We start from the raw sequence: 1530 nt of genomic DNA on the forward strand, positions 1-1530 counted from the left end.
TCCTGGCCCGGTCCGGTTTCAATGGTAGCGGCCAATGCCAGCAAGGGATTGATCACACCCAGTCCGATAGCAACGGCTGCACGTCCCGCGAGGGCTCCCTTGTCAGGGCCGGCCGATAGGGAGGCGAAGGTACCGCCAATCTTCAGGGGAGACCGCAAGCTCAGTATGCTGCGGTCTTTGGGCGCYGGATCCAGAACAAGGTCCAATGTCTCATCGGCAAGGTTGATCGTGCCGCGACCGTTGATGACCGTATCTGCCGTATCCAGCACAATCGTTTTGGTGGTCATCAGGCCTTTGTTCACTTCAAAAGCCGCAGCAGCACAGCGCAACTGCACATTGCGGTCACCACGAACCAGGAACTTGATCACCTCTCCGCCGTCCAGGCCCATGAACTCGAGCAGGATATTGCTGATCTCGCCCTTACCCATCAGCACGGCGACGTCGCCGGATGCCGATCCCAGCATTTGCGCCAGTGAATTTCCGCGCCCTTTCAGGTCCAGCTGGCCGCTAACCTTGCCCAGGCTGCTCCTGGTCGTTTCAACGGCAGGAAAGAGCTGGTTGAGCTGCACGGCCCGCAGGTCCAACCGTGTCGTGAAAACCGCGGGCACAGGGTTGGAGTCGATGCGGATACTCCCTGCCACCGTACCGCCTGCAATGCCCAGCGAGATCGGGTCGAGTTGCAAAACACCGGATTTCAGCTGGACATGAACGCTGCCCTTGTCGAGCGGCAGTACTTTCACATGCCGTATATCAGCCGCAGAATAAATCACGTCGGCGTTCATCGCCTGCAGCCGCGTCACATCAAGCGCTGCGACAGGCAGAACCTTGCGCGCAGTGGGCACCGTTTTTCTGCCTGGCGCCGCCGCCGAATCGCTGTCAGTCCTGGCAACAGGTGTGTCGGCACTGGCAGGCGTGGCTTTCCCTGATGGAGCCAGGCCGATCACGGGGGCGAGGTCGGCGAAATCAAGCAGCCTGGACTGGACCTTGCCGGTCAGAAGCGGCACGGCAGCAGACTGGTCAAAACTGAGCGCCCCATTGATATCCGAACCTCCAAGAACGCCCTGCATCTGGGTGGCCGCCCACACCTTGCCGTGCCTGGCCAGCTTGCCCCGGACTTTGTAGGGTGGTGTTGAAGGCAGCACAACGCCCACCAGCTTGTAGAGTTCTTCCAGGTTGCGTCCCTGCAGGTCAAAGGTCGCGTTGATGCCGGCCAGCTCTGCGAGATTGGAGACCGAGCCTTTGGCCTTGAGGCTGGTCTTGCCGGCTACGGCGTTCACTTCTACCGGAAACGGCGCTTCGAGGTCTTTACTCAGCTGGAGTACGCCGCCGGTGCGGCCAGTCGCATTGAAGGACTCGTTTTTCCATTTGCCGGTGGCCTTGTAGCTCAGGGGCAACTGCTCATTTGCTTCTTGTGCCAGTGAGAACTGAACATGGATATTGGCGCCTTGCGCTGCAGCCTGGTAGTCAACCGTGCCGCGGTCAATGACCAGCGCGTCGATCCGTGGAACGGATCCTTCGTCGGACGTATCC

General features: G+C 60.2%; 1 protein-coding gene. It reads right to left on the reverse strand.

Going from position 1 to position 1530, the window contains the following annotated elements; translation table 11 throughout:
- A partial coding sequence (locus AC1DWI_RS22720) for an AsmA family protein (protein WP_477725858.1) occupies positions 1-1530 on the reverse strand: 1530 nt, incomplete at both ends.

It is taken from the genome of Polaromonas sp. P3_C2 (genome assembly GCF_056402675.1).